At 74.8% G+C, this 23,102-nt stretch carries 20 protein-coding genes and 1 riboswitch; of the genes, 9 read left to right on the forward strand and 11 right to left on the reverse strand.

The annotated features are described in order from the left end of the window. Positions 1-38 precede the first annotated feature (38 nt). Complete coding sequence (locus IE118_RS15620) at positions 39-377, reverse strand: winged helix-turn-helix transcriptional regulator (protein WP_189558654.1); 339 nt, start codon at positions 375-377, stop codon at positions 39-41. Positions 378-509: 132 nt separating this feature from the next. On the opposite strand from IE118_RS15620, the gene IE118_RS15625 reads away from it, so the two are divergent. Both IE118_RS15625 and rarD read left to right on the forward strand, forming a co-directional pair. Further along, positions 510-1,364, forward strand: a complete 855-nt coding sequence (locus tag IE118_RS15625) for an SDR family oxidoreductase (RefSeq protein WP_189558478.1) — start codon at positions 510-512, stop codon at positions 1,362-1,364. Positions 1,365-1,526: 162 nt separating this feature from the next. Then, positions 1,527-2,558, forward strand: coding sequence for an EamA family transporter RarD (gene rarD / locus IE118_RS15630; RefSeq protein ID WP_189558479.1), 1,032 nt, complete (start codon positions 1,527-1,529; stop codon positions 2,556-2,558). Between the two features lie 208 nt (positions 2,559-2,766). Here the strand turns inward: rarD and IE118_RS15635 are convergent, their stop codons facing one another. After that, complete coding sequence (locus tag IE118_RS15635) at positions 2,767-4,002, reverse strand: tetratricopeptide repeat protein (RefSeq protein WP_189558480.1); 1,236 nt, start codon at positions 4,000-4,002, stop codon at positions 2,767-2,769. A gap of 159 nt (positions 4,003-4,161) precedes the next feature. Between IE118_RS15635 and IE118_RS15640 the strand changes: the two genes are divergently transcribed. From IE118_RS15640 to IE118_RS15650, 3 genes are all read left to right on the forward strand, one after another. Next, the gene (locus IE118_RS15640) at positions 4,162-4,677 is read left to right on the forward strand and encodes a DUF6668 family protein (RefSeq protein WP_189558481.1); all 516 of its coding nucleotides are present in this window, start codon (positions 4,162-4,164) and stop codon (positions 4,675-4,677) included. After that, positions 4,674-5,816, forward strand: a complete 1,143-nt coding sequence (locus tag IE118_RS15645; RefSeq protein ID WP_189558655.1) for an amidase family protein — start codon at positions 4,674-4,676, stop codon at positions 5,814-5,816. Before IE118_RS15640 ends, IE118_RS15645 begins: the two co-directional genes overlap by 4 nt. Positions 5,817-5,946: 130 nt before the next feature. Continuing rightward, positions 5,947-6,531, forward strand: coding sequence for a flavodoxin family protein (locus IE118_RS15650; RefSeq protein ID WP_189558482.1), 585 nt, complete (start codon positions 5,947-5,949; stop codon positions 6,529-6,531). Positions 6,532-6,561: 30 nt separating this feature from the next. Here the strand turns inward: IE118_RS15650 and IE118_RS15655 are convergent, their stop codons facing one another. From IE118_RS15655 to IE118_RS15670, 4 genes are all read right to left on the reverse strand, one after another. Then, positions 6,562-7,425 carry an ABC transporter permease gene (locus IE118_RS15655; protein WP_189558483.1) on the reverse strand — a complete coding sequence of 288 codons (864 nt, stop codon included), beginning with the start codon at positions 7,423-7,425 and terminating at the stop codon, positions 6,562-6,564. Next, the gene (locus IE118_RS15660) at positions 7,412-8,386 is read right to left on the reverse strand and encodes an ABC transporter ATP-binding protein (RefSeq protein WP_189558484.1); all 975 of its coding nucleotides are present in this window, start codon (positions 8,384-8,386) and stop codon (positions 7,412-7,414) included. Before IE118_RS15660 ends, IE118_RS15655 begins: the two co-directional genes overlap by 14 nt. Before the next feature lie 39 nt (positions 8,387-8,425). After that, positions 8,426-9,646, reverse strand: a complete 1,221-nt coding sequence (locus IE118_RS15665; protein ID WP_189558485.1) for a LolA family protein — start codon at positions 9,644-9,646, stop codon at positions 8,426-8,428. Between the two features lie 234 nt (positions 9,647-9,880). Beyond that, on the reverse strand, positions 9,881-10,891 hold the full coding sequence (locus IE118_RS15670; RefSeq protein ID WP_189558486.1) for a polyprenyl synthetase family protein: 1,011 nt from the start codon (positions 10,889-10,891) through the stop codon (positions 9,881-9,883). Between the two features lie 525 nt (positions 10,892-11,416). Beyond that, positions 11,417-11,587: riboswitch (cyclic di-AMP (ydaO/yuaA leader) on the forward strand. Between the two features lie 3 nt (positions 11,588-11,590). On the opposite strand from IE118_RS15670, the gene IE118_RS15675 reads away from it, so the two are divergent. Next, positions 11,591-12,070 (forward strand): transglycosylase SLT domain-containing protein, encoded by a 480-nt coding sequence (locus tag IE118_RS15675; protein WP_189558487.1) that lies wholly within the window; start codon positions 11,591-11,593, stop codon positions 12,068-12,070. Here the strand turns inward: IE118_RS15675 and IE118_RS15680 are convergent. Continuing rightward, on the reverse strand, positions 12,034-12,906 hold the full coding sequence (locus tag IE118_RS15680) for an HAD family hydrolase (RefSeq protein WP_189558488.1): 873 nt from the start codon (positions 12,904-12,906) through the stop codon (positions 12,034-12,036). The two genes, IE118_RS15675 and IE118_RS15680, sit on opposite strands and share 37 nt — an antisense overlap. A 228-nt stretch (positions 12,907-13,134) precedes the next feature. Between IE118_RS15680 and IE118_RS15685 the strand changes: the two genes are divergently transcribed. The 3 genes from IE118_RS15685 to IE118_RS15695 are packed head-to-tail and all read left to right on the forward strand — an operon-like array spanning position 13,135 to position 16,477. Continuing rightward, positions 13,135-14,199: a GNAT family N-acetyltransferase gene (locus IE118_RS15685; RefSeq protein WP_189558656.1), complete on the forward strand. Its 1,065-nt coding sequence runs from the start codon at positions 13,135-13,137 to the stop codon at positions 14,197-14,199. 20 nt (positions 14,200-14,219) lie between these two features. Next, the gene (locus tag IE118_RS15690; protein WP_189558489.1) at positions 14,220-15,686 is read left to right on the forward strand and encodes a glycosyltransferase family 2 protein; all 1,467 of its coding nucleotides are present in this window, start codon (positions 14,220-14,222) and stop codon (positions 15,684-15,686) included. Further along, positions 15,683-16,477 (forward strand): polysaccharide deacetylase family protein, encoded by a 795-nt coding sequence (locus tag IE118_RS15695; protein ID WP_189558490.1) that lies wholly within the window; start codon positions 15,683-15,685, stop codon positions 16,475-16,477. Before IE118_RS15690 ends, IE118_RS15695 begins: the two co-directional genes overlap by 4 nt. A gap of 27 nt (positions 16,478-16,504) precedes the next feature. Here IE118_RS15695 and IE118_RS15700 read toward each other — a convergent pair whose 3' ends face one another. From IE118_RS15700 to IE118_RS15720, 4 genes are all read right to left on the reverse strand, one after another. Next, on the reverse strand, positions 16,505-17,554 hold the full coding sequence (locus tag IE118_RS15700; RefSeq protein ID WP_229846822.1) for a glycosyl hydrolase: 1,050 nt from the start codon (positions 17,552-17,554) through the stop codon (positions 16,505-16,507). An 89-nt stretch (positions 17,555-17,643) separates the two neighbouring features. Further along, positions 17,644-18,084, reverse strand: a complete 441-nt coding sequence (locus tag IE118_RS15705) for a hypothetical protein (protein ID WP_189558492.1) — start codon at positions 18,082-18,084, stop codon at positions 17,644-17,646. Continuing rightward, a complete protein-coding gene (locus IE118_RS34615) occupies positions 18,081-21,773 on the reverse strand; it encodes a lipopolysaccharide biosynthesis protein (protein ID WP_308431845.1) in 3,693 nt (1,230 codons plus the stop codon). The genes IE118_RS15705 and IE118_RS34615 overlap by 4 nt, the downstream gene beginning before the upstream one ends. Next, positions 21,770-22,957 (reverse strand): DegT/DnrJ/EryC1/StrS family aminotransferase, encoded by a 1,188-nt coding sequence (locus IE118_RS15720; protein WP_229846836.1) that lies wholly within the window; start codon positions 22,955-22,957, stop codon positions 21,770-21,772. Before IE118_RS15720 ends, IE118_RS34615 begins: the two co-directional genes overlap by 4 nt. Between the last annotated feature and the right edge of the window lie 145 nt (positions 22,958-23,102).

Here is a 23,102-nt window from a genome sequence, read left to right on the forward strand (position 1 = left end):
CGCCCCGGCCGCAGGCCGCGTACGAGGCCCGGGTGCCGCTACGGCGCCCGGGCCTCGTCGTACGCCTGCCGGGCGGCGAGCACGTCGTCCAGCCGCTCGTCCGACCACCGGGCGAGGTCGCGCACCTGTTCGGCGGCCTCCCGGCCCAGTCCGGTGAGGGAGTAGTCGACGCGGGGCGGGATGACCGGCCGGGCGTCGCGGTGCACCATGCCGTCGCGCTCCAGGGTCTGCAGGGTCTGGGTGAGCATCTTCTCGCTGACCCTGCCGATGGCCCGGCGCAGTTCGCTGAAGCGGTACGGGCGCTCCAGGAGACGGATCAGCACCAGCACGCCCCAGCGGCTGGTCACGTGCTCCAGGACCAGCCGCTGCGGGCACATCGCCTCGGCGTCGCCGCCCCGCCCACTCTCACTTACCTCCACGCCAGTACCTTACTTCAAGGTGGGTACTTTCTTTTGGTTAGCGCATTTCTTATGGTTAGTGGCGTACCCACCCCACAAGGAGCCTCAACCATGAGCATCGTCGTCACCGGAGCCACCGGACACCTCGGCCGCCACGTCGTGGAACAGCTGCTGGAGAAGGTCCCGGCCGAGCAGGTCACGGCCGTCGTCCGCGACGCCCGGAAGGCGGCGGACCTCGCCGGCCGCGGGGTGCGGATCGCGGTCGCCGACTACAGCGCCCCCGAGACCTTCGACGGCCTGTTCGCAGCCGGCGACAAGGTCCTGCTGATCTCCGGCAACGAGGTCGGCGGGGACCGGGTGGGCCAGCACCGGACGGTGATCGACGCCGCCAAGGCCGCCGGTGTCGCCCTGCTCGCCTACACCAGCGCCCCCGGTCCCCTGACCGCCGCGCTCGCCGACGACCACCGCGCCACCGAGGAGATCCTGCTCGGGGCGGGCGTGCCGTACGTCCTGCTGCGCAACGGCTGGTACCACGAGAACTACACCGAGAACCTCGCCCCGGTCCTCGCGCACCACGCGGTCCTGGCCGCCGCCGGCGAGGGCCGCGTCTCCTCCGCCTCCCGCGCCGACTACGCGGCCGCCGCCGTCGCCGTACTGACCGGCGAGGGGCACGAGAACCGGACGTACGAGCTGGGCGGCGACGAGGCGTGGAGCCTCGCCGAGTACGCGGCCGAGCTGAGCCGGCAGACCGGCGAGGAGATCGTCTACACCCAGGTCACGCCCGAGGCGCTCACCGGCATCCTGGCCGGCGCGGGCGTGCCCGAGCCGATGGCGGCCGTCCTGGCGGGCGTGGACGCCTCGATCGAGAAGGGCGAGCTCGTCGTCGACAGCGGCGACCTGTCCCGGCTGGCCGGCCGCCCGACCACTCCGCTCGCCGAGGCCGTCACCGCCGCCCTGAAGGGCTGACCCGGGCACCGCCGCCCCTCCACCCCCGTAGGTCATGACCGTATACCGGTACGGACATGACACGCGGGGGTGTCCGGCGTTACCGTCGTCCGGCGAGCATCGCGCGCGCGTTCGGCGGGCCTCGCGGAGGACAGGACACGCGTCAGGCATGAAGGAGGACCCGTGACCGGTAAGTCGGCCGCAGAGGGACGCACAGGACTGCTGAACGGCATCGCCGCCTACGGCATGTGGGGGCTCGTGCCGCTGTTCTGGCCGCTGCTCCAGCCCGCGGGCGCCGTGGAGATACTGGCCCACCGGATGGTCTGGTCACTGTTCTTCGTCGTCGCCGCGCTGCTCGTCGTCCGCCGCTGGGCCTGGCTCGGCGAGCTGGTGCGGCAGCCGCGCAAACTGGCGCTGATCACGGTCGCCGCGTCGGTCATCACCGTGAACTGGGGCCTGTACATCTGGTCCGTGAACTCGGGCCACGTCGTCGAGGCCTCCCTCGGCTACTTCATCAACCCGCTGGTCACCATCGCGCTGGGCGTGCTGCTGCTGAAGGAGCGCCTGCGGCCCGCGCAGTGGGCGGCGGTCGGGGTCGCCGCCGCCGCGGTGCTCGTCCTCACCGTCGGCTACGGCCGGCCGCCGTGGATCTCCCTCTGCCTCGCCTGTTCCTTCGCCGTCTACGGTCTGGTGAAGAAGAAGGTCAACCTCGGCGGTGTCGAGTCGCTGGCCGCCGAGACCGCGATCCAGTTCCTGCCCGCGCTCGGCTTCCTGGTGTGGCTGGGCTCCCGCGGCGAGTCCACCTTCACCGGTGAGGGGACGGGACACGCGCTGCTGCTCGCCGCGACCGGGCTCGTCACCGCGATCCCGCTGATCTGCTTCGGTGCCGCCGCGATCCGGGTGCCACTGTCCACGCTGGGGCTGCTGCAGTACCTGGCGCCGGTCTTCCAGTTCCTCCTCGGCGTCCTCTACTTCAAGGAGGCCATGCCGCCGGAGCGCTGGGCCGGATTCGCCCTGGTGTGGGTGGCGCTGACCCTGCTCACCTGGGACGCGCTGCGCACCGCCCGCCGGGCCGCCCTCGCGCTGGCCGCCGGACGGTCCGGCGCGCGGCAGGCGGCCGCGAGCGCCACGACGGCGGACGCGGCGGGCGGTGACCGCGGCCCGGAGGCCGTGGCCGCCGCCCCGGAGCCGGACGCGCCGGCGGCCAGGCCGTAGCACCCCGCCCGGCACCGGCCGGACGGGCGGAGCGGCGGCGGAACCGCCGGCCGGCCGACAGCCACGGGGGCCGCTCCTCCGCGGCGACGGCCCCCGGCGCCGGGTGCGCCCGGGCTCCGCGGAGTTCGCCCGGGAGACCGGGACGGCCCGGGTGTTCAGGGTGTTCAGGGTGTTCCGGGTGGCGGGTCGGCGGTCGCGGGAACGCCGTTCAGGTCCGGGACGCGCGGGCCCGTTCGGTGAGGCGGCCCATGCGGGCGCGGGCGGACTCCAGTTCCTCGATCTCGTCGGCGGCGGCACCGCCCTCGGCGGCCAGCTCGGTCCACAGGGCGATCAGTTCGTGCCCGAGGTCGAGGCCGAGCAGCGGATCGCGCACCCCGCGCCATGCGGTGGCGGCGCTGCGGACGTTGCCGTAGGCGGCCTCCGCGTCGTGGGCCCGGCGGCAGATCAGGGCGAGGTCGAGGGAGAGCCGGAAGGCGCGCAGCGGTTCACCGGCCAGGTAGGCGATGTAGGCGGTGAGTTCGCGCAGCCGCAGCACCTCGGGGTGCTCCGGGCCCAGGGTGGCCGACGTCCGGGCCACGGTCTCCTCGGCCAGGCGGGCGGCCGTGTCGATCCGGCCGGAACGGACGGCCTCGTTGACGCGGGCCATGGGCTCGGCGAGGTGGTACTGGCCGGACGAGGCGGAGGGGTCGTCGCCGAGCACCGCTTCCGCCACGGCGTCGAAGCCCCGCGGCGGGGTCGGCTTGGGGTCGGGGTCCAGCAGGGCCTCGGACCCGGGGTCCGGCTGCTGCCGCGGGCCCGGCACGGGCGCGGGGGCCGGCTGGGCGGGGCGCGGGCCGGCGTCCATGGACGGGGGCGGGCCGAACGCACCTGTCGGGGGCGCGACCGTGCCGGGCGGCGTGCCCTCCGCCGGCTCGGGGACGGACCGGAGCTCGAAGGTCGGCACGGCGTCCCGGGCCACCGCCCGCGTCTCCGCGACCGGGCGCAGCGGGAAGGTCGGGGCGGTGTCCCGCACGGGGGCGGGCTGCTCGGCGGCCCGCGGGCGCGACGCGGGGCGCAGCAGGTGCGTCGGCCGGTCGGTGTCGGGGTCCCGCGCGGGCTCGGCCGCCTGCTCCGGGTCCCGGTCCCGCACCGTGCGCAGCCGGTCCGGCTGGGCCGTGAACCGGCTGGAACCGTCGGGTTCGACCTGGAGCGGGACGACGTAGCCGATGCGCTCGTCGTGCACGGTGGCGAGGACGGCGTGCCCGGAGGCGATGGCGAGGCGGTGGAGGCGGTTCAGCACCGCGTGCTGGATCTCCTCCCCGGGCCCCGCGATCACCGCCACCCCGCCCACCGACGCCGCTGCCGCGCCGGCGGGGACATGGACGTCGATCGGCGCTGCCGCTGGGTTCGCCGCCCCGGCGGCCTGCTGCTGTTCCCGCTGCTTCCCGCGGCTGAGTCGAGACATCGTTCCCTCATTCGGGTCGTACACCTGCCGTCGAGTCTGTCCGCTCGCCCGCGATTCTCACGTCACCGCGTTGTCACAGGCTCGTCCCAACGGCCGTCGGCGCCGGTTCCCGGTTGACCCGGCGGCATGAAGATCGAGGTGACGAGCAGGAGAGGGGGCATGCGGACAGGCATGGGACAGGGACCGGAGATCTGGATCCGGGGGCCGGTGGCGGCACCGGACGCGGAGGCGGCGGCCCCGCCCGGGGCCCCCCGCGCGCACGCGGCGGCCCGGCGCTTCTCCTGGGTCGGCCTGCACGGCGGTGCCGGCGTCTCCACGCTCGCTGCCGTCTACGGCGGCCACGACGGCGGACGCGCCTGGCCCGGGCCGGCCGATCCGCGCTCGGTGCTGCTCGTCGCCCGGACCCACGCGGCCGGCCTCGACGCCGTGGTCCCGGCGGTGGAGCTGTTCCGGCGCGGTGAGGCGCCCCCGGGACTCGACCTGGAGGCCGTCGTCCTGGTGGCGGACGCTCCGGGACGGCTGCCCCGCCCCCTGGCACAGCGGATCCGGCTCGTCGAGTCGGTGATCGACGTGTACCGGGTGCCGTGGGTGCCCGAGTGGCGCCTGGGCGACCTGAGCGGCCGGCCACCGCACGGGGCGGACTCGCCGGCGCGTCTGACGGGGGCGACGCGCTGAGCGGAGAGGGTGGCGCGCGGGAAATCGCCTCCGCCGTGCGCGGGCGCACGCTCCGGGCGGTGGACGTGGTCGCGGAGGCGCTGGAGCGGATCGGGCGGGCCGACCCGGTGCTGTGCGCCTTCCTGGAGGTGTGGGCCGAGGACGCGCTGCGGCGGGCGGGCGAGGTGGACGCGCGGGTCGCCGCCGGTGAGCGGCTGCCGCTGGCCGGGGTGCCGGTCGCGGTGAAGGGGCGGCACGGGCTGCGGGCGGCGGGCCCGCTGCTCGCGGCCGGCGGTGTCGCCGTGGGCGCCACCTCGGTGCCCGGGCCGGGGACGCCCTGGCAGACGTGGGGACTCGGCGCGCACGGCCGTACGGTCAATCCCTGGCGGGCCGACCGCACCCCGGGCGGTTCCTCGGCCGGGGCCGCGGTGGCGGTGGCGGCCGGGCTGGTGCCGCTGGCGACGGGCAGTGACGGGGCGGGCTCGGTGCGGATCCCGGCGGCGTGGTGCGCGGTGGTGGGGCTGAAGATCACCGGCGGCAGCCTCCCGTCGCGCGACCGTACGGGACTGGCGGCACCCGGTGTTCTGGCCCGTACGGCCGCGGACGCGGCGGCCTGGTGGGCGGCGGTGCGGCCGGCCGGCGCGGACCGGGCGCCCGCGGCCTTGCCGGTCTCCGCGGTCTGGTCCCCCGACCTCGGCTTCGCCCGGCCCGACCCGGAGCAGGTCGCCCTGGCCCGGTCGGCGGCCGGGCGGCTCGCCGACGCGGGGACCGTGCGGCTGGTGCGGCCCTCGCGGCCGCCGGCGCTCCTCGATCCCGCCCCGGCCTGGTCGGCCCTGCGCACCCCGGGGGCGGACCGGTCCGGCGCCGGCCGCGTCCGCGCCGGGAACGACCGCAGGCTGGACGCCCTCTTCGCCGGCGCCGACCTGCTGCTGACTCCCACGACACCCACCGCGCCGCACGGCCACGAGGGCCCGGGTGACCGCTACTCGACCGCGCTCACCTGGGCGTTCAACGTCAGCGGGCATCCCGCGCTCAGCGTGCCCGCCGGTTTCGGCGCCGACGGCTGCCCGGCGGGGCTCCAGTTGGTGGCGCGGCACGGCCGGGAGGACCTGTTGCTCGCCGTGGCGCGGGAGGCGGAACGGCGCGGGGCCACCGCCTGATCCCCTCACGGATCCCTCACGGACGCCCTTGCGGATTCCTTTGCGCCGTACGTCCCTTGGAGATTTACATGCATGCGCATAAGATGCAGAAGCCTGCAACTGGCGTACGCCGAGTATTCGAGGGATGATCATGACGCGCCGTTTCCTCTTCGTCCTGGGCAGTGCCCGCCCCGACGGCAACACCGAACTGCTGGCCCGCCGGGCCGCCGAACAGCTCCCCCCGGAGGTGGAGCAGCGGTGGATCGACCTCACCGACCACCCCCTGCCCGACTACGAGGACCTGCGTCACGACAGCGACCACGTCCGCCCCACCGAGGGCCCCGTGGCGCGACTCCTGGACGCCACCCTCGACGCGACCGACGTGGTGATCGTCTCGCCGCTGTACTGGTACTCGGTGTCCGCACAGACCAAGCGCTACCTGGACCACTGGGCGGGCTGGCTGCGCACCCCCGGCCTGGACTTCAAGGCAACCATGGCGGAGCGCACCCTGTGGGGCGTGACCGTGCTCGCGCACGAGGAAGAGGTGGTCGCGGACCCGCTGATCGGCACGCTGAACAACTCGGCCGCCTACATGGGCATGCGCTTCGGCGGGGTGCTGCTCGGCAACGGCAGCAAGCCGGGCGACGTACGCCGGGACGCCGGCGCCCTGGCCCGGGCGAAGACGTTCTTCGCCCGCGAGGCACCCCTCGCCCGCTTCGCGTACGAGGCCGCCTGACGGCCCGGGCCGCCCGGGCCGCCCCTCCTCCTACGCGGTGATGTCCTTCGTCGTGAAGCGCGCCCAGGCGGCCGAGCCGAACACGGCCGCGTAGAGGGCCTGGAGTCCCAGGTTCCTGGTCAGGTCGTCCCAGTACACCGGGTCGCGCATCAGGTCGGCGAAGGACAGCCAGTGGTGGGAGAAGAGGTAGGGGTGCAGGGCGTGCAGCTGGGGGATCTGGTCGAGGATCTGGACGGTGATCAGCAGGCCCACCGTGGTCGCCATGGCCGCGATGCCGCTGTGGGTCAGCGTGGAGACGAACAGGCCGAGCGCCGCCACACCGGTCAGTGACGCGGCGACGACCAGGGCGATCAGCAGCGCCCTGCCCAGGCCCTCGGCGAAGCCGATCCGGGTGCCCGAGAGGGTCGTGAGGTCGCCGAGCGGGAAGAGCAGCGCGCCGGTGACCAGGGCCGAGACGGCGACCACGAGGGTGGCGACCAGACAGAAGGCCATCACCGTCGCGTACTTGGTGACCAGCAGGCGGGTGCGGCCCGCGGGGGCGACGAGGAGGTAGCGCAGGGTGCCGGCGTTCGCCTCGCCGGCCAGGGCGTCGCCCGCGACGACCCCGACCGCCATGGGCAGGAAGAACGGCAGCGTGGCGGCGAGGGCCGTGAAGACCAGGAACAGCCCGTTGTTGGTGATCTGGGAGATGAACGCCGGTCCTCCCCCGCCTCCGGCCGACGAACCGTCACCGGTCTCGATCCGCACGGCGACGCCGACCAGGACCGGCACGGCCGCCAGCACGCCGAGCAGGGCGAGGGTGCGCCAGCGCCGGAAGGTGGTGAGCAGTTCGCTGCGGAACAGGCCGAGGGTCCACAGCGGACTCGCCCCGCGCGCCGCCTCAGCCCGCGACATCGAAGCCCTCCCCGGTCAGCGCCACGAACGCGTCCTCCAGCGAGGCCCGTTCCACCCCGAAGCCGCGCACCCGGACGCCTGCCCTCACCAGCGCGGCGTTCACCTCGGCGAGGTCGCGTTCGGGGGCCTCGCCGGTCACCCGGTCCCCGGCCGCGACGACGTCGGCGACCCCCTGTTCCTTCAGGACCCGGGCGGCGTCGGCCGGGTCCGGTGTGGTCACCACCAGCCGGCCCCGGGCACCGGCGGACAGCTCGGCCACCGGACCCTGGGTGATCAGCCGCCCCCGGGTCATCACGGCGGCGTGCGTGCACACCTGCTCGATCTCGTCGAGCAGGTGGGAGGAGAGGAAGACGGTGGTCCCGTCGGAGGCCAGTTCGCGCACCAGGGTGCGGATCTCCCGCATGCCCTGCGGGTCGAGGCCGTTGGTGGGCTCGTCCAGGACGAGCAGCCGGCGCGGCCGGAGCAGGGCGGCCGCGAGGCCCAGGCGCTGCTTCATGCCGAGGGAGTACGCCTTCGCCTTCTTCCCGGCGGCGGCCGTCAGGCCCACCCGGTCCAGCGCGGTCGCGACCCGGGCCCGCCGGGTGCGCGGATCGGCGGTCGGGTCGGCGGCGTCGAGGCGGAGCAGGTTGTCGCGGCCGGAGAGGAAGCCGTAGAGGGCCGGGCCCTCGATGAGGGCGCCGACGTGGGGCAGCACGGCGCGCGCGGAGCGGGGCATGGGCAGCCCCAGGACGCGCGCCGTGCCGGAGGTCGGCTCGATCAGACCCATCAGCATGCGGATGGTGGTGGTCTTGCCGGAGCCGTTGGGGCCGAGGAAGCCGAAGACGCTGCCCTCCGGGACGGTCAGGTGCAGACCGTCGACGGCGAGCTGTCCGCCGCGGTAGCGCTTGGTGAGCGCGCGGGTGACGACGACTCCGTCACCCGGGTGCGCGCTCTCCTGCTCCCTGGCGGGCGCCTCGCCCATCGGCTCCCCCGTCCTGTCACGTGCCGCGCTGTCGGGGCGTTACTTCCCCGCGTCGGCCGCCTTCACGAGCGCGTCCTTGGTGACGGCGCCCACATAGACCGTGCCGTCCTCGGTGACCAGGGCGTTGATCAGGCGGGTGCTGAACACCGTGCCGGTGCCGAACCCGCCCTTGACCCGGTCGCCGAGCGAGTCGACGAAGCCGCCGAGGTCCCCGCCGGCGTCACCGGAGGGCAGGCCGCCCGGGGCGCCGCTGTCGAAGGTGGCGATGGTGTTCCAGCCCTTGCCGAGCGTCTTCAGCCCGTCGAGGCCCTTGGCCAGGTCCTCCTCGGACTTCGGGGCCCGCTCCGGCTTCCCGGAGTCCTCCCGGCCGTGCTCCGCCTCGCCCTCCTCGGTCACCTTGGCGCCCTTGGGCGGGGTGAAGGCGAACGTCGACGCGTCGGGCCGGTCGAAGCTCACCTTGGTGAAGCCGACGTCCACGACGGCCGAACCGCCGCTCGACGGGGTGAGCGTGAACTTCAGCGGCACACCGGTCTCGTGGTCGACGGCGATGCTGATCGCGCCCACGGTGGAGCCGGACTGCCTGGGCTCGACGACCAGCTTGTACGCGTCCCGGCCGGCCACCTGGGCGGTGCCGTCGACGGTCACGGACGTGGTGTCGTCGACCGACTTCAGCGCCTCCTCGGCGAAGTCCTTCGGCAGGGTGGGAGGCTGCTGCTCCCGGTGCTCGCCGCCGGCGTCGACCGTGCCGTGGTGGACCTCGTTGGACGCGCTGTCGTAGCCCCAGACGTCCTTGCCGTTGTGGATCAGGCTGTACTCGGCGGCGTTCTCCAGGATCGACACCTTCTGCCGGTCCGGGCCGTCGGCCGCGATCCGCAGCGTGTGCGTGCCGGACGCCAGCTCGGTGAGCCTGGCGGACGGATCGGCCGAGGAGCCGTCGTCACCGCCCCGCTCCACCGCGCCGGACATCAGACCGCTCTCCAGCCCGCCGAGGTCCGGCAGTCCGAGGTCGGTGGTGATCTTCACGGTGCCGGACAGCTGCTCGACGTCCGACTTCGCGATCTTCTCGATCAGTTGTGCGGCGGTGATCTCCGGGAGGTCCGGGTCGCCGGAGCTGGCGATCGCGGGGACGAGCCCGATGGTCGCGGCCGCCACTCCCATCACCGTGACCGGGACGACGTACCGCGCGGCCCTGCGCCGTCCCGTGCGCGGCTCGTCGACCTCCCCCGCGGTGGTCGTGTCGTCGGATTCGTACGGTGCCATGTGTGCCCTCCGTGGTCGGCGGCGGCTTCCGTCTCGTGTCCTCGCACCAGTCTCGCCCTGAGCCGCCATTCTCACCCGAACCGGTGAGAAGTGGTGTTGTCCGTCATGGTCCATCCGACCAAATCCGGCAGCCGGGCGCGTCAGCCCCCGGACGCAACTCCGTGTACTGCTGGGGTATGACACGGGGGGTGGTTCCCTCCCCCGCCCCGTAGGGGTCGCGGGGGCGCGGCCCGCTCAGCCCGCGCGGTGCACCACCGCGTCGCACAGCTCCACCAGGGCCGCCTTGGCCTCGCACGCGCGCAGCGGGGCCAGGACCGCGCGCGCCTCCTCGGCGTAGCGCACGGTGTCCCGGCGGGCCTGCTCCAGCGCGGGGTGGGCGCGCAGCAGGCGCAGCGCCTCGGCGTGCCGGGCGTCGTCGGTGAGGTCGGAGTCGAGCAGTTCGCACAGGGCGACGTCCTCGGGCAGCCCCATCCGGGCCGCCCGCTCGCGCAGCCGCAGCACGGGCAGGGTGGCGATGCCCTCGCGCAGGTCGGTGCCGGGGGTCTTGCCGGACTCGTGGGTGTCGGAGGCGATGTCCAGGACGTCGTCGGCGAGCTGGAAGGCGACACCGAGCCGCTCGCCGTACTGGGTGAGCACGTCGACCACCGTCTCGTCGGCTCCGGACATCATCGCGCCGAACCGGCAGGAGACGGCGACCAGCGAACCGGTCTTGCCGCCGAGCACGTCCAGGTAGTGGTCGACCGGGTCGCGGCCGTCCTGCGGTCCCGCGGTCTCCAGGATCTGCCCGGTGACCAGCCGCTCGAACGCCTCGGCCTGCACCCGCACCGCCTCCGGGCCGAGGTCGGCCAGGATGTGCGAGGCCCGGGCGAAGAGGAAGTCGCCGGTGAGGACCGCGACGGAGTTGCCCCAGCGGGTGTTGGCGCTGTCCACGCCGCGCCGCACGTCGGCCTCGTCCATCACGTCGTCGTGGTACAGCGTGGCCAGGTGGGTGAGCTCCACGACCACGGCGGAGGGCACCACGCCGGGCGCGTAGGGGTCGCCGAACTGGGCGGCGAGCATCACGAGCAGCGGGCGGAACCGCTTGCCGCCGGCCCGCACCAGGTGCTGCGCGGCGCCCGTGATGAAGGGGACCTCACTCTTGGTGGCCTCGATCAGCCCTTCCTCGACAGCCGTCATCCCGGCCTGGACATCGGCCTCCAGAGCCTGGTCCCGCACGCTCAGCCCGAACGGCCCGACGACGGTCACGAGGGGTCTCCTGTCTGCTGGTGTCCACTGGCGATCACACGGAATGTCGATAGGTCGCTGCCCTCACTCAAGTCAGCGTATCCGGTCACCTTTCGATCACCACCGGCACCCGTGGTTACAGGCAGGGCGGCCCGGGATCGCGAGCGGGGGGTGCGCGACCGGTCGGCAGTGAGGGACATTCCCCCCTCCGGGGGGCATATCGACGCCCGGATCACCCCTTCCGGACATGCGTCCGATTTGCCGCACTTGGCGAACTAATTCCTCTTGGCGGTAAATGCTCTCGCATTCCGCGGCCAGTGAAGTGAGTCACGCGCCACCCGTCACGCCCGTCACGTCCCGGCATCGGCGTACCCCCGCCGCCCGGACCGGAGTTGACCCTCGGCGACCGCAATGGATCAAGCGCCTCAAATCACCCATTCGAAGATCAAACGGCTGCTTGTGTGATGCCTTCACTTGTTCCCGACATCCGCTCTCGCATACGTTCCGGGCCTGCCGGGCGGACGCCGAATCCTGCCACCGCCCGCACCACACCCATCGACGAACTCACGCACGGCAGGAGCGGGGGACCCAGGTAAGTCGCCGGACCGGGCATCGCACCGGGACGGCTGGGGGTGAAGCCGTGCCCGCAGGGGCACGGCCGGGCACTCTCCCGCCCGAACCCGACAGCTCACCTCGCAGGCGTAGGAGAGGAACCCAGACATGCCCGCTTCCGGTCAGTCCCGCTTCGGCCGTCGCCGCCTCGCCCGCTCCCTCGCCGTCGCCGCCACCGGCGTCGCCGTGGTCGCCCTCCCGCTGTTCGGCGCCACCGGCGCCGCCGCGGCCACCACGACGTCCACCACCGCCTCGGCCACGGCGTACCCGGACAACCTCGACGGCTGGATCCGCGAGTCGCTGGACGTGATGGCGCAGCACGGGATCCCGGGCTCCTACGAGAGCATCCACCGCAACATCATGCGCGAGTCCTCCGGCAACCCCGCCGCCATCAACCTGTGGGACTCCAACGCCGCCAAGGGCACCCCGTCGAAGGGCCTGCTCCAGGTCATCGACCCGACCTTCCAGGCGTACCACGTGCCCGGCACCGCCTTCGACCCGTTCGACCCGGTCGCGAACATCACGGCGGCCTGCAACTACGCCGCCGACCGCTACGGCTCCATCGACAACGTCTTCGGCGCGTACTGAGCCGACCGCTGACGGCCGAGCACGGCCGCACCACCGAACAGTCGCTCGAGGACGACGGCCACGCCGTCGTCCTCGTTCGACGTGGTGACCTCGTCGGCCACCGCCTTCAGCTCCGGGTGCGCGTTGGCCATGGCGACGCCGTGCGCCGCCCAGTCGAACATGGGGATGTCGTTCGGCATGTCGCCGAAGGCGACCGTCCGCGCCGGGCTCAGCCCCAGGTGCTCGGCGGCCAGCGCGAGCCCGGTCGCCTTCGTCACCCCGCACGGCTGGAGCTCCACGGTCCCCGGCCCCGACATGGTGACCGTCGCCAGCGAACCGACCACCGACCGGGCCGCCGCCGCCAACGCGTCGTCGGACAGCAGCGGGTGACGCAGCAGCACCTTGCTGATCGGCCGCTCCCACAGGTCGCTCCGGCGCTCCACCCGCACGGCGGGGAGCGTCGGGTGCGGCATCAGGTAGCCCGGCTCGATCAGCGTCAGCCCGTCCACCCCGTCCTGGTCGACCGCGGCGTACACCTCCCCCACCTCGGCCTCGATCTTGCCGAGCGCGGTCTCCGCCAGCTCCCGGTCCAGCCGGACGGACCACAGCATCCGGTGCGCGCCCGCGTCGTAGACCTGCGCGCCCTGCCCGCACACCGCGAGCCCCGTGCAGCCGAGGTCGTCGAGGAGGGGCCGCACTCTGGGGGCCGGGCGGCCCGTCACCACGAGGTGCTGGGCACCGGTCTGCGCCACCCGCGCGAGCGCGGCGAGTGACCGGTCGGACAGGGTGTCGTCGCCGCGCAGCAGCGTCCCGTCCAGGTCGGTGGCGATGAGCGAACAATCGGTGGGTGCGGCCATGATCAGAGAATACGGACAACGCGACCGTCCGATTCACCGTGCCCGGATCCGCTCGCTTCGGTGCGCTTCCCCTTCCGTAGGCGCCGGGTACGGACCGGTTCCGCACTCTTTCACCGTTTGGCGAGAACATCGTCCGCTCTCTACCGTCCGCCCGGGATGGGGCGGTACCGTCCCAAGAGTCCAGGGGGGACTTGATCGGGGGGTCAGGTGAGCAGGGGACGCGTGCGCGTGCTGAGGCCCGACGAGCTCGGCGAGGGGGAGCGGGAGCGCTGGCGGGAACTGCGCGCCGCCGCGGACGCACCGCGCAGCCCCTTCATGGAACCGGAGTTCACCGCCGCCGTGGGCCGGGTGCGGCCGCGGGCCCGGGTGGCGGTGCTGTACGAGGGGGCGGAGCCGGCGGGTTTCCTGCCTCACGAGCGGGGCGTGCTGGGGCAGGGCCGGGCGATCGGGCTCGGGGTGTCGGACCGCCAGGGCGCGGTGCTGGCTCCCGGCCTCGCCCCGGACCCCGCCGGACTGCTGCGGGCCTGCTCGGTGTCGAGCCTCGCCTTCGACAACCTGGAGGCCGGCCAGGAGCTGTTCCTGCCGTACGCGGCCGAGGAGCACGCCACCTACGTCATCGACGTGGAGAAGGGCTACGAGGGGTACGAGTCGGTGCTGCGCACGCAGTCGCCGAAGTTCCTGAGGACCACGCTGGCCAAGGAACGCCGCCTGGACCGCCGGGAGGGCCCCGTGCGGTTCGTCTTCGACGAGCGCGACCCGGCCGCGCTGCGGGCGCTCATCGGCTGGAAGTCCGCCCAGTACCGGCGGACCGGGCGCCGCGACCGGTTCGCGCGGGAGTGGATCGCCCGGCTCGTGGGGCGGCTCGCCGAGACGCGGGCGCCCGAGTGCGCGGGCACGCTGTCGGTCCTCTACGCCGGTGCACGGCCCGTCGCCGCGCACTTCGGGCTGCGGTCGGCCTCCGTGCTGGCCTGCTGGTTCCCCGCGTACGACCCGTCGTTCGCGAGGTACTCGCCCGGCCTGGTGCTGCACCTGCGGATGGCCGAGGCGGCGGCGGCCGAGGGCATCGGCCTGCTCGACATGGGGCGCGGTCCGGCCGAGTACAAGGACGCGCTGAAGACCGGTGAACTCGCCGTGCACGAGGGGGCGGTGACCCGTCCGGGGGCGGGCGCCGCGCTGCACTGGCTGGGCCGCGAGCCCGCGCGCCGCGCGCACGGCTTCGTCCGCGCCCGTCCGCGCCTGGCGTCGCTGGCGTCACGGACCTTGACGGGCGCGGCCCGGCTGCGCCGCCCGTGAGGAGGGGGAGGGGAGGACGCATGTCCGGCGGAGCGCGGGCGCGTACCCAGGAGGAGATACGGCGGTTCCTGGCCATCGGCGCGGTGCAGGTGGCCGAGCTGGACCTGGAGGGCGAGGGCGGGAGCGGGCTCAGACCCGGCCCCGGCAGCCCGCCGGTGACCCACGGCGAGGTGTTCTTGCTGGTCAGACGCGCCGGACGACCGGTGGGCACGCTGTTGACACGGGTGCCGGAAGGATCGGACCCACGCACCGTGCTGTGGGAGGCGGCCCGCGCGGACCACGGGACGCCCCGGCAGCGTGGCGGGAGGACGGAGGAAGGCGGAGGCGCCGCGCCCCGGGGGGCGATCGCGCTGCGGGGGGCCGGCGCGCGGGCGCCGTCCGGCGTGCCGCGGGTCCCCGCCGGTGGGGGCGACCCGGACGCGGCCGTCCCGGGCGGGCCGCGGGACGCACCGACGGAAACCGGTGACGGCGGCGGGGACGGCGGCGCGCCGCCGTTCGTCTCCGTGGTCGTGGCCACGAGGGAGCGGGCCGGGCAGCTCGCCCGCGCGCTCGACTCGCTGCTCGCGCAGCGGCATCCGCGCTTCGAGGTCGTCGTCGTCGACAACGCGCCCGCGACCACGGCGACGCGCACGCTGGTGGAGGGCGCGTACGGCGAGCGCGTGCGGTACGTGTGCGAGCCCGTCCCCGGACTCGCGGCCGCCCACAACACGGGGCTGGCCGCCGCCCGGGGCGAGCTGATCGCGTTCACCGACGACGACGTCGTCGCCGACGCCCGCTGGCTCACCGAACTGGCCGCCCCGTTCGCCGCCGACCCCCGGCTCGGCTGCGCCACCGGCCTGATCCTGCCCGCCCGGCTGCACACCCCCGCCCAGGTCCTGCTGGAGAGCCACGGCGGCTTCGCGAAGGGCTTCACCCCGACGACGTACGACCCCGGGGACCCGCCCCGCGACGAACCGCTGTTCCCGTTCACCGCCGGCCGCTTCGGCTCCGGCGCGAACATGGCCTTCCGCACGGAGGTGCTGCGCGCCGTCGGCGGCTTCGACCCGGCCACCGGCGCCGGGACGCCCGCACGCGGCGGCGACGACCTCTACGGCTTCGTGCGCGTCCTCACCCACGGGCACCGCCTGCACTACACCCCGTACGCGCTGGTCTGGCACCACCACCGGGAGACCTGGGCGGACCTGGAGACCCAGGCGTACGGGTACGGCGCCGGCCTCACCGCCTACCTCACCGCGATCCTGGCCGGCCGGCCCGCGCTGCTGCCCGCGTTCCTCGCCCGGCTGCCGCGCGGTCTGGCGCACGCCCGGGCGCTGACCGCCGTGCGCGACACGGACGGCGGCGGCGCGCCCGGCGCCCACGGCACCCGGACCCATCCGTGGCCGCGCCGGCTGTCACGGCTCCAGCGCAGGGGGATGGTCCACGGACCGCTCGGCTACCTGCGGGCGCGGCGGGCCCTATGGGGCACCGCGGGGAGGGGGGTGGGATGAGCCCGGTCGTGCCCGTCCTCCTCTACCACGCCGTGATGGACGACCCGCCGGCGTGGATCGCCGAGTTCACCGTGACACCGAAGGCGTTCGCGGCGCACCTCGACGCCGTCGCGGACAGCGGCCGCACGCCCGTCACGATCAGCGCGTTCGCCGACCGGCTCGCCGGCCGGGCGCCGCTGCCGCCCCGGCCGGTGCTGCTCACCTTCGACGACGGCTTCGCCGACCTGCCGGGCCCGACCGCCGACCTGCTGGCCGCCCGCGGGATGCCCGCCACCGCCTACCTCACCACCGGTGCCGTCGTGCCGGGCGGCCGCAGTCTGCTGCCGCCCGCCCCGATGATGACCCTGGACGGGGCCGCACGGCTGGAACAGGCCGGTGTGGAGGTCGGCAGCCACACCGTCACCCACGCCCAGCTCGACACCCTGACCGCACCCCGCCTGCGCGCCGAACTGCTCGACTCGAAGGCCGCTTTGGAGGACGCCCTCGGTCACCCCGTGCCCCACCTCGCCTATCCGCACGGCTACAACAGCCCGCGGGTGCGCGCGGCCGCCGCCCGGGCCGGCTACGAGACGGCGACCGCCGTGCGACACGCGCTCAGTTCGGAGCGCGACGAGCGCCACCGCATCGCCCGCCTGATCGTCCGCCGCGGCCACACCGTCGCCGAGGTCCGGGCGTGGCTGGCGGGCGACGGGGCGCGCGTCGCCCCGTACCGGGACGGCCCGAGGACGGTCGCCTGGCGCTGGTACCGGCGCGGCCGGGCGGCCCTCAGGGGCCCGGAGTTCGCGGGCTGACGGGCGACGGGCGGGAGGCCCGGCGGGTCACTTCCGCGGCGGGTTGAGATACGGGTCGGCCACCGCCTCGCGCAGGCTGTCCCAGGCCGCGTCGTCGGCCAGGGCGAGGTCGCAGTGCGGGCCCGGGTCCCGGTGGTTCCACTGGAGGGCGGCCTTCACCCCGTCCAGGTCCTTCAGCACCCGCGGCACCTGCGCGTACCACTCGGCCTGCCGCCCGGGGCGGGCCGGGTCGGCCGCCGTGCCGAACTCGGAGAGCATCAGCGGCTTGTCGTCGGAGAGGTGCGCGCGGATCCACGCGTGGGTGGCGGTCTGGGTCCGCTCGAAGGACAGCCACCCGGTCTCGTGGCAGCGGTAGTAGTTGTACTGGTTGTAGCCGATCCAGTCGACGTACGCGTCCCCCGGGTACATGCTCCGGAACAGCTCGGCGTGGTCCAGGTAGCCGGTGATGATCCACGTCCACACGACGTTGTCGACGCCCAGCTCCCCGAACCGGTCGTGGATGTGCCGGTACGCCCGCACGTACTCGGCCGGGGTGCCGTTGTCCGGGGTACGGGTGTCCATCTCCAGGTCGAAGGAGAGGAACACCTTCCTGCCGGTGCGCTCGCCGTAGTCCTTGATCCGCCGGGCCTGGACGTCGACGACGGTCCGGTCCAGCTCACCGGCCGCGATCTGCTTCCACGTCGGCTGCTGCGCCCTCGTGCCGCCCCACCACTTGCTCTCCCAGGACAGCAGCAGCATGCGGTCCTCGCCCACCCGCTGCTCCTCCGGGCTCAGCAACTGCCCCTCCCGGCGGGTCCCTTCGGGCAGCGACATGTCGTGGTACGTGTACACGATGTCGAGCGGGCGGCCCACGCGCTCCTCGTAGTCCTCCACCCTGTCCTCCAGGTCGTCCCGGGTGTGCGGCACGAAGGCGCCGAACCAGGCGCCGCAGGGCGGTTCGAGGAGCTCGGTGGGCGCGCACTCCTCCCCCGCGCCGGACGGCCCCGGACCGGAGGCCTCCCGCAGGGCGAGTACGGCGAACAGCACCGCGCCGACCACCGTGACGGAGGTGAGCAGCAGTCGGCGGCGCCGTGACACGGGCCCGCGTGCCCGCGGCCGGCGGGACCCGCGGTGCCGGGCCCCGGGGGTGCCCGGGCCGCCGTGGCGGCGAAGGGGGCGGGGGAACCTCACAACGGGGAGCCCTTCCGTGTCGTCGGCGTCCTCGGTGCCGGCGGGGAGGCGCGCAGCCTCGGGCAGCAGGCGGCGAGCGTGGTCAGGAGGGTCAGGGCGAGCAGCACCCGCTGCGCGCTGAAGGTATGGGTGGCGATCAGCGCCGTGGCGACGGTCATCACCGCGCCGACGCTGAGGAGGACCACCAGCATCAGTCGTTCCAGCAGGTCGGAGCGGCGGGCGAAGGCGGGGTCCGGGGACGCGGACGGCCCCCGCGCGGGCCGGGAACCCAGCGCCGGTCCGCAGACGCCGAGCAGGGCCGCGCCGGGTCCCGCCGCCAGGAACACGGCGACCGCCGCGCCGCGCAGCGGCGAACCGCCGGGCAGGGCGAGCGCGCCGAGGGCCAGCCAGCCGGCGAACGGCGGCACCATCCGCACGACGAGGTCCTGTGGGGTCACCGCTCCGCCCCTCCCGCCGGTCCTTCTCCTTCTCCCGCCGGTCCTTCTCCCTCTCCCGCCGGTTCGTCCGCGTCCTCGTGCCGCAGTTCGTAGACCACGCCCGCGTCGTTCTCCGCCACCAGCCGGAAGCGGGGCGAGCCCGCGACGGAGTCCCGGATGCGGTTCAACTGGTCCTCCGTGAGCTGTCCGTTCATCTCGGAGTTGGCGAACTGGCCCCGGGTGAGCAGGAAGTAGGCACGGCCCGGGCGTTCGACCCCGGCCATGTCGGCGGCGAGGGTGGCGGCCGGGTCGCGCACGACCTCGTCGACGTGCCGCCGGTCGTCCTCGAGGAACCAGTAGTGGCCGATGCTCCCGTACGACGCGTACGCCAGCGGGTAGTTGCGGTTGGCGGCGACGACCGTCGAACCCCCGGGCGCCTCGTCGAAGAGCCGCTGGACCAGGGCCACCTCCGCCGGCGGGAAGTAGCTGATCCTGTCCTTGCCCGAGTAGCTCGGCACGAACGCCAGGGTCGCGGCGAGGAGCACGAGCAGCGGACCCCCGGTGCCGGCACCACGCCGCCACCTGCCCCGGGCGGGGCCCTCGGCACGGCCGTCCGGACCGTCCCCGGCGGCGGGGGTGCGCACCCGGGGCACCAGCGCCGCGGCGGCGAAGAAGGCGACGCCCGGCAGCATGAACAGCAGCACCCGGAACAGCATCTCGCTGCCGTAGCCGCTCGCCACCAGCATCGGCAGCGGGGCCGCCGCGAGCAGCAGCAGCGGCAGCGCCCGCCGGCGCAGCACCCGCTGCCGCCACACCCCGGCCACCGCGAGCAGCAGCACCGTGGCCGTCAGCAGCCGGGCCGCCCACGAGGTGGTCACCGCCCCGGTGCCGGTCGGGGTGGCCCCGTACCCGGTGGCGACGTTGCCGCCGAGGTCGCCGGCGGAACGGATCATGTCCGGCAGCGCGGCGGACAGGAACGGCAGCGCCGCCGTCAGGCACCAGGCCAGGAAGACGACGACCGTGGTGACGACCGGGACCCGGTCGCGGTGACGGCGCACCAGGCACAGGGCCAGCAGCGAGACGACCAGCATGCCCGGAGTGAGCTGGTGCGAGATGACGATCGCCACCACCAGCACGCTGAGCACGACCGTCCAGACGGCCTGCCCCTGCCGGCCGCGCGTCCCGCCGGACCGGCCGAACCGGCGCAGGACGACGGCCAGCACACCGAGGTGCAGCGCGAAGGCCACCGACTGGGGGGAGAAGTAGTCCTGGCCCACCCAGTTGGCCACGCAGAACAGCCAGACGCCGGTCCAGATCAGCCGCCGGTCCTCGGTGAAGGTGCGGTAGACCAGCAGCAGCGGGAGCAGCAGCATCAGGCTGGAGACCAGCGGCCACCAGGCCATGTACATGGCCGCCGACTCCACGCCCAGCAGCCGTACCAGCGCCGCCTGCGCGGCGAAGAAGCCGGGCCACTGGTCGTAGACGGCCATGTCGCCGACCTGGTCCGCCGTCTGCAGCCCGCCGGCCGTCAGCAGGTGGTCGACGACACCGTCGTGCTTCCACGCCCAGGCGTACAGCGGCGTCGGGTAGAGCAGGGCCTGGGTGGCCCGCTCCATCACCAGCAGCCCGAGGACGTACGCCGCCGCCCAGCCGCCGGGACGCCGGGGATCGCGGACCGTGTGCCAGAAGCCCGCGGTGAGGACGGCCAGTCCCGCCCAGAAGGCCGGGTGGAGCGCGGTGACCAGACCGAAGTCGTCCAGCCGTGACACGTCGGTGTGCCGGACCGCGTACCCCCACAGGGCCAGTGCGGCGAGCAGCGGCACGGCCGGCAGGGCCGCGCGCGGGCCGCGCCGGCCCCGCGGTACGGGCGGGAGGGCGGACAGGTCCGTTACCGGTTCACCGGCCGGACTCGACGACTGCGAGGCGCGCGGAGCGGGCGGCCCGGCCGTGCGTCCCGCCGCGGTGCCGTCGGGGGTGGCCGGAGCCGCGGTGCCCTCGGGCACGGGCTCGGGCGCGGATCTCTCTCGTGGAGTGGCCGGCGGACGCATGACGGTTCCCCCCTGACGGTCGGGCTCCGGGGCGTGGTCGGTCCCCGGACCGGCCGCCCGGCCGTCTGCGGCGACGGGGCCGTCCGCGGCGGAGCCGTCCGCGGGTGCCCGTGCCGCGTCCGGACCGTGGGGGCGCACGATCAGGGCCAGCGTGTCCGCCTGCAGCGCCTCCCGCTCGTACCCCGGGTGGCCGATGAACAGCGTGACCGTGTCCTCGCCGCCCTTCTCGGCGCCCTCCCCGTCGTACGCCGGGGGGCGGGGCCGGCCGGGGCCGTACCCGGCGGTGGCGTTCAGCCGGGCCCAGCGCGTGCCGTACTCGGGCGCGGGGGCGGGCCGGCCGGCGGGGACGCCGCCCGTGTCACGCAGCGCCGCGCGCAGCCCGGGCGCCGAGACGGCCGCCATCAGCGTCATGCCGATCAGCACCGCCCACCCGGCCCCCGCGATCCCCGCCGGGGTGAACAGCACCGTCGCGCTGCCCAGCACCAGGGCGCACATCGCCCCCTGGAGCACGGCGAGCACACCGGTGCGTCCCTGCACCCGCAGCACCCCGATGTACAGCTCCACGACCACCCGGGGCAGCGCCCCGAGGGCGAGCAGCCGCAGCACGGTCGAGCCGTGCTCGGCGTAGCCGGGGCTGAACGGGGTGAGGATCCACGGCGCGAGGACGACCAGGACCAGGACCGCCGGTACCAGCAGCAGCGTCATGCGGCGCAGGGCCCCGCGCAGCCCGTCGGCGAGCCGGCGCGGATCGTGGGAGGCGTGGGCGGTGAGCGACGAGGCCATGTTGATGGCCAGGAACTCCATGGTGCCGCCGACGGTGTACGCCACGTAGAAGTAGCCGTTCTCCGCGGCGCCGAAGCGGACCGCGACCATCACCGGCAACAGGTTGATCATCGCCAGGCTGAACAGCGCGCCGAGCGAGTCACCGGCCAGGAAGCGGCCCATGCTCCGCAGGCCGGGCGGTTCCGCGTCCCGGTCCGCGGCGGCCTGGCGCGGAATGAGCCGGCGGAAGATCAGCCAGCCGAGCGGCAGGGTGGAGAACGCGATGGCGACGGCCCACGACACGAAGATGCCCAGGACGGGCAGCGCGCTCGCGAGGACGGCCAGCAGGACCAGCTTCCCGACGGAGAACACCGCGTTCCCGGCCGGCACCCAGGCGGCCCTGCGCAGCCCGGTGAGCACCCCGTCCTGCAGCGTGAGCAGCGCCCACGCCACGCACGCCGCGACGAACAGCGCGCCGGCCGCCGGTGTGCCGAGCGGTTCGTAGGAGGCTCCCCACCGTTCCAGCGTGAGCAGGAAGACGCCCGCGGCCAGGGCCACGACCACCGAACTCGCCCCGTACACCCCCCACACCAGGCGTGCGGTCCGGCGGCCCGCACGCGGGACGAAGCGGACCACCGCGCCGATCATCGTGGTCGCGGTGATGCTGGCGAGCAGCCGCATCGCGGCGATCGCGGCGGAGCCCTGCCCGACGGCCTCCTCGGAGTAGTAGCGGGCGGCGACGAGCCAGAACCCCAGCCCGAGCACCGCCGACACACCCGTGCTGAGCATCAGGAAGTAGGCGTTCCTGAACAGGGAGTCGGCGCCGGACCGGTCCTCGGCGGGCTGGGGCCGCCCACCGGCGCGGGGCGCGGCCGGCTCGTGCACCCGGGTGTCCGTCACGACGACGGCCCCGCCCCGCCGGCCGCCGTCCCCGGCCGGGCCGGTGCCCGCGGTGGTACGGCCGGCCGCGCGCCGGACCGCTCCAGCACCTCGACGGCCTCCCGCGCGCGCAGGGGGTCCACCGGCAGCGCGTGCCGCGCGAACCAGCGGGCCGCCGCGGGCGCGGGCGAGACGTCGGTGAAGCCCTCCCCCGCGTAGTCGTCGAGGGGCGGATCGTAGAGGTAGCCGACGACGATGCCCCGGCGGGCCAGCGCGGCCCTCACCGCGTCCCGGTCCGCCACGAACAGCGGCACCCGGAACAGCGGTGGCGTCCCGCTCCCGGCACGCGGCCGGGCCCAGCGCGTCGACAGCAGCAGCTCGGTGCCGTTCCGGTACGCCTGAAGCACCCCCTCCAGCCGCCCCAGGCCGCGCCGGACCCGCCGCAGCCGCAGCGGACCGGACTCCCGCCGGTAGCCGTGCAGGTCGACGCGGACCCAGGGGTCGAACGCGGTCAGGTCCGGGGCCGCGCCGACGGCCCGGGCCAGCGCCTCCGGGCGCAGCGGCATCCGGATCCCCTCGCGCTCCGTCAGCCCCAGCAGCCCCATCGTCGCCCAGGCCGCCCGGCGCAGCCCGAGCCCGCGCACCGCCGCCTCCGCGTACGGCCGGACGGCGTAGCCGAGTTCGGATGCCGCCCGGGGCGGGGTGAGCAGGTCGCGGCAGGTGCGCCGCACGGCGTCGCCCAGGTCCGGGGCGGCGAGCGAGAGGACGCCGCCCGCCCGGGCGCCGACGTGCTTGGAGAGGCTGAAGACGGAGGCCTCGCCCCAGGTGCCGACCGGCCTCCCGCCCACCTCGCTGCCGATCGCGTGCGCCGCGTCCTCGATGAGCGGGATGGCCAGCGCGTCGCAGCGCGCCCGGAGCCGGGGTGCCGGGTCCGGGTTGCCGTACAGGTTGGTGGTCAGCACGGCGGAGAGCGAGCCCCAGGTCTCCTCGGGCACGGCGTCGACGTCGATGGACGCGTCGAACGGGTGCAACGGCGCCTGCACCGGCCGCAGTCCGGCGGCCAGCACCACGAAGAGGACGACGTCGTCGTCGACCGGCGACATCAGCACCCTGCCGCCCGGCGGGCACCAGTGGCGCAGCGCCACGTACAGCCCCAGCCTGCACGACGGCACGTACACGCATTCCCGGCCGAGCCGGCCGCGCATCATCTCTTCCAGCCGCTGAGGCCGCGACTGAGAGCGCGCCGGGCGCGGGCCGGCCTCCCCTATGGCCATGAGCCCCCCAGTGTGCCGTCGGAACGCCCCCTCCCCGAGGCCTTCCGGCACCCGCCCAGAGTCGCCCCGTTCGCAC

Source organism: Streptomyces pilosus (assembly GCF_014649835.1).
Lineage (GTDB): Bacteria > Actinomycetota > Actinomycetes > Streptomycetales > Streptomycetaceae > Streptomyces > Streptomyces pilosus.